This window comes from Deltaproteobacteria bacterium (assembly GCA_005879795.1).
Lineage (GTDB): Bacteria > Desulfobacterota > Binatia > DP-6 > DP-6 > DP-6.
This window is the reverse complement of the sequence record VBKJ01000090.1, coordinates 1-4,559: the sequence shown is the minus strand read 5'-3', so window position 1 is coordinate 4,559 and position 4,559 is coordinate 1. Positions and strand designations below refer to the sequence as shown.

Here is a 4,559-nt window from a genome sequence, read left to right as displayed (position 1 = left end):
GAGGTCCGCGCGCTCGCGCCGGCAGCCGAGGCCGAGGCGGCGGAGCGCGCGCCCCACCCGTCGCGAGCGCCGGGCGACGTCGGCGTAGGTTAGGACCCGGTCCCGCCACACGATCGCCTCGCGGTCGCCCAGGTGGCGGGCAAGGAACTCCTGGATCGAGGCGAGGTTGTAGAGCACGTCAGTACGGCTCGCCGCTCTTGTGAAGCACGCCGCGTCGGCGCGACACGAAGAGATCGGCGTCCGGATAGTGCACCTCGTCGTCGAGCGAGCGGTCCCCGACCTCGAGGTAGAGCGCCGGACGGTCGGTGCGGTTCACGAGGTGATGGCCGTCGGCAACGCCCGCCGGGAAGCCCGCGGCCATCCCCGGGCCGAGCGTCTGCTCGCCCGCGTCGGTGATCAGCGTGACCTCCCCTTCGAGGACGTAAACGAACTCGTCCTCGCGCGTGTGCCAGTGCCGCTGCGCCGACCAGGCGTCGGGCCCGAGGCGCCGCAGGTTGACGCCGAAGTGCGTGAGCCCGACCGCGTCGCCGAGCGCGCGCTTGGCGCGGCCGCGGCACGGGGCGTCGAGCGGCGGCGGATACGCGGACCCGGTCTGCTCGGGCACGGTCGCTGGATCGAGCGCAGGCATGTGACCCCCTCAGCGTCCGTGGAAGACCGGCCTTCGCTTCTCCTTGAACGCCTTCGTCCCTTCCTTCGCGTCCTCGGACATGGCGGCCGGCACGCCGATCTCCTGCTCCTTCTCGAGCGCCTGCGCGGTCGGCAGGCCGAGGCCCGCCAGCACCGAGCGCTTGACCGCCTGCACGGCGAGCGGGCCGTTGTCGCAGATGACCTCGGCGTAGCGGCGCGCCTCGCGCATGACCTCCGCCGCCGGCACGACCTTGTTCACGAGCCCGACGCGGAGCGCCTCGGCGGCCGAGAACTGCTCCCCCGTCAGCAGGATCTCCATCGCCTTCGCGAACGGGATCTGCCGCGCCAGGCGCACGGTCGAGCCGCCCATCGGGAAGAGGCCGTGCTTCACCTCGGCGATCGCGAAGCGCGCGTCCCCGGCGGCCACCCGGATGTCGGTCGCCTGCAGCATCTCCATGCCGCCCGCGACGCAGTAACCCTTCACCGCGGCGATGATCGGCTTCACCACCTCGTAGTTCCGGAGGAGCCCCTTGTAGATGATGGAGTAGTCCTCGATGATGCGCCGGTCGAAGTCGGTCTCGGCGGGACGGAGGCCCTGCATCATGCGAACGAGGCGGTCGAGATCGGCGCCGGCGCAGAACGCCTGCTCCCCCGTGCCGGTGAAGATCACGGCGCGGATCGACGCGTCGTCGTTGATGTCCTGCCACACGTCGGCCAGGCGGCAGAGCATCTCGGCGTTGATCGCGTTCCGCACCTCGGGGCGGTTCATGGTGACGGTCGCGACGCCGTCGCGCTTGGCGTAAAGGACGGCGGGCTCAGAGGGCATCGCTCACCAGCCACATCGCGAAGTACTGCGCGCCGCCGCCGTAGGCGTGGCCGAGCGCGTTCTTGACACCCTCCACCTGGTGCTCGCCGGCGCGCTCCATCACCTGGAGGGCGGCCTCGCCCAGCCGCAGCATCCCCGAGGCGCCGATCGGGTTCGTGCACAGCACGCCGCCCGAGGGGTTCACCGGGAGATGCGCGCCCATCTTCTGCTCGCCGCGCTCGACGATCTTCCAGCCCTCGCCCGTGTCGCAGAAGTCCAGGTTCTCGAGCCACATGGGCTCGAACCAGGCGAAGGGGACGTACATCTCGACCGTCTGGATCTCCTTCCACGGATTCCTGATCCCGGCTTTCTCGTACACCTTCCGGGCGCAGAGGCGTCCCGCCTGCGGGCTCACCTGGTCGCGTCCCGGCACCCACATCGCCTCGGCGTAGGAGTAGCCGGCCTTCACCCAGGCCGGCTTCCGCGGCCCCTTCTTCGCCTGCTCCTCGGAGGCGACGACGAGCGCGCAGGCGCCGTCGGAGGACGGGCACGTCTCGAGGTAGCGGATCGGGTCCCACAGCACGGGCGACTGGAGCACGTCCTCGACCGTCATCGGCTCGCGGAGGTGCGCGTACTCGTTCCGCGCCGCGTTGGCGCGCGCGTTGGCGGCGACCAGCGGGCCGATGTGGGGCGGGCAGCCCGTGCGCGTCATGTAGGCGCGGCAGTAGGGCGCGAAGAAGCCGCCCGCGCCCGCGACCAGCGGCGGGGTGAAGGGCAGGTTCGGCGAGAGCGCCCACATGGCGTTGCCCTCGGACTGCTTCTCCCAGGCGACGGTCAGCACGCGCTCGAAGAGGCCCGAGGCGACGTGGGTCACCGCGGCGAGCGCGGTCGAGGCGCCGACCGAGCCCGCGGTGTGCACGCGGATGAGCGGCTTCAAGTGCGCGCCGAGCGCGCCGGCCAGGAACTGCTCGGGCTGCATGACGCCTTCCAGCTGGTCCGGCGCCTTGCCCATGACGACGGCGTCGATGTCGCCGTAGTCGAGGCCCGCGTCGGCCAGCGCGCGGTCCACCGCCTCGCGCACCAGGCCCGGGATGCTGAGGTCGCTCCGGCGCGAGGCGTGATGCGTCTGCCCGACGCCGACCACCGCGACCGGGCGTTTCACGTCCACCTCCGCTCGCTGCCCAGCACGAAGAAGAGGTTCTGCTGCAGGCAGTGGCCCTGCGCAGCGTGCGCGATCACTCTCCGCACGTTCGGCACCGCGTGGGTGCCCGCGCGGCCACTCAGCTGCCGGAACGCCTCGCCCAGGCGGATGAGGCCCGTCATCATGAGCGGGTGGCCGCAGAGCGGGCCGCCAGAGGGATTCTTCTTCGGCGTCGCCGCTGCCGCGTCGACGCCGATGGCCTCGCATAGAATGAGCTCCTCGGCAGGATTCGTGGCACACAGCTCGATGACGTCGACCTCGTTGGCGCTCGCGAGGCCCGCCATGGCGAGCGCTCGCTCGGCCGCGAGCCGCGCGCCGGCGCTGCGCGAGACGTCGCGCGCGCCGAGCGTCTGCATCTCGATGCGCTGGTCGACGCCGTGCACCCACGCCGGCCGGTCGCACATCCGCTCCGCCTTCCCCTCGGCGGCAAGGACGAGACAGACGGCGCTGTCGCCGTAGGGCGGGAGGTAGCCGCGGCGGAGCGGCTCGACCACCCAGGGTGTGGCGGCGAGCGTCGCCGCCGGCACCGCCTCGCGCAGCTGGGCGCAGGCGTTCTTCGCGCCCGCGGCGCGGTTGCGTGCCGCGATCTCGGCGAGATCGCGGTCGGTGGCCCCGCTGCGCGCCATGTAGGCGCTCGCCTGGAGGGCCGCGGTCGCGCTGGGCCCGAGCCCGAGCGGCGCCTGGTAGTACGGGTCGAGCTCGAGGTTCAGCACGCGCTCCGGCTCGCCCTCGGAGTTCTTCCCGTAGCCGCACACGAGCGCCGTGTCGCAGTCGCCCGCCTGCATGCGCACCCAGGCGTAGTAGGCGGCGAAGGCCGCGTCCATCTCGAGGTGCAGGTCCTGCTTCGCCGGCCACGAGCCCATCACGTCGAGCGCGGTCACGAAGCCGAAGGGGCGGCCGTCGATGTAGTCGGAGGAGCCGGCCACCTGGTAGTCGATCGCCGCGCGCTCGACGTCGCACTGGTCGAGCGCGCTCCGCACCTCGGGGTAGAGGATCTCGGAGGCGACGCGGTGCTCGTCGCGCGCGACGATGGGCGCCTGGGAGAACGCCACCACGGCAATGTTTCGGAGCCTGCTCATGCGGAGCTCAGAGCCGGTTCAGGAACGACGCGAGCGGTGCGTCGGGCTCGCCCGTCGGGCGGAAGTAGAGGATGTCCTCGTGGTCGCCGTGCCGCTCGCCGTCGGGCTTCCACACCGCCTCGACGCGCATGCCCATGCGCACGTCCTCGGGCCTGCACTCCTGGATGAGCGCGAAGATCGAGACGTCGGCGCCGTCGAGGGCGACCGAGGCCGCGACGTAGGGCAGCTCCACGTTCCGCCCGATCACCGGGATGCGCACGATGCAGAAGGTGGTGACGACCCCTCGGTCGGCCACCTGGACCAGCTCCTCGCAGGGCGCGAAGCTCTCGGGCGAGGCGACGAGCGGCGGCACGAAGACCTTGCCGGTCGTGGAGCACTTGGAGCCCAGAATCTTCTTGTCCTTGAGCGCGAGGAGGTAACGCGCGCGGTAGTCGCCCGCGACGTAGTGGTACGGGAGGCGGAGGTTCGCCTCCACGTACTTGACGGGCTCCTTCGGCGGCTCGCTCATGCCAGCACCCGGAAGCACTCGATGTCGCGGATCGTCCCCCTCCGCTCCGCCGCCCACACCGCCTCGACGCGCACGCCGACGCGCAGCCGCTCGAGGTCGTCCTTGACCACGTGCGCGAGCGCCGTGTCGGCGCCGTCGAGCCTGACGAGCACGAAGGCGAAGGGCCGGTCGAACGGGTGGAGCCCCGCGATCGGCTCGCGCACGACGGCGACCGCGGTGACGACGCCGGTGGGCTTCACCTCGACCCACTCGCCGCCCGCGGAGCCGTCGGCCTCGGAGTAGCCGAGCGGCGGGACCACGACCCCCTGCCCCGCCACGCGCTGCCCCCAGATCCGCTTC

Annotated in this window: 7 protein-coding genes; all 7 read right to left on the bottom strand. The window is 72.0% G+C overall.

Going from position 1 to position 4,559, the window contains the following annotated elements:
• The coding region (locus E6J59_04640) for an acyl-CoA synthetase (GenBank protein ID TMB22021.1) at positions 1 to 177 on the bottom strand (177 nt) is incomplete at its 3' end.
• A gap of 1 nt (position 178) precedes the next feature.
• Complete coding sequence (locus E6J59_04635; GenBank protein ID TMB22020.1) at positions 179 to 628, bottom strand: cupin domain-containing protein; 450 nt, start codon at positions 626 to 628, stop codon at positions 179 to 181.
• A gap of 9 nt (positions 629 to 637) precedes the next feature.
• Entirely contained in the window at positions 638 to 1,453 is an 816-nt protein-coding gene (locus E6J59_04630) for a crotonase/enoyl-CoA hydratase family protein (protein TMB22019.1), read from the bottom strand.
• On the bottom strand, positions 1,443 to 2,594 hold the full coding sequence (locus tag E6J59_04625) for a thiolase domain-containing protein (GenBank protein TMB22018.1): 1,152 nt from the start codon (positions 2,592 to 2,594) through the stop codon (positions 1,443 to 1,445). Before E6J59_04625 ends, E6J59_04630 begins: the two co-directional genes overlap by 11 nt.
• A complete protein-coding gene (locus E6J59_04620) occupies positions 2,591 to 3,712 on the bottom strand; it encodes a lipid-transfer protein (protein TMB22017.1) in 1,122 nt (373 codons plus the stop codon). The genes E6J59_04625 and E6J59_04620 overlap by 4 nt, the downstream gene beginning before the upstream one ends.
• A 7-nt stretch (positions 3,713 to 3,719) precedes the next feature.
• Entirely contained in the window at positions 3,720 to 4,220 is a 501-nt protein-coding gene (locus E6J59_04615; protein TMB22016.1) for a Zn-ribbon domain-containing OB-fold protein, read from the bottom strand.
• Positions 4,217 to 4,559, bottom strand: a 343-nt coding sequence (locus E6J59_04610) for a DNA-binding protein (protein TMB22015.1), incomplete at its 5' end; no start/stop codon positions are given. The genes E6J59_04610 and E6J59_04615, both read right to left, overlap by 4 nt.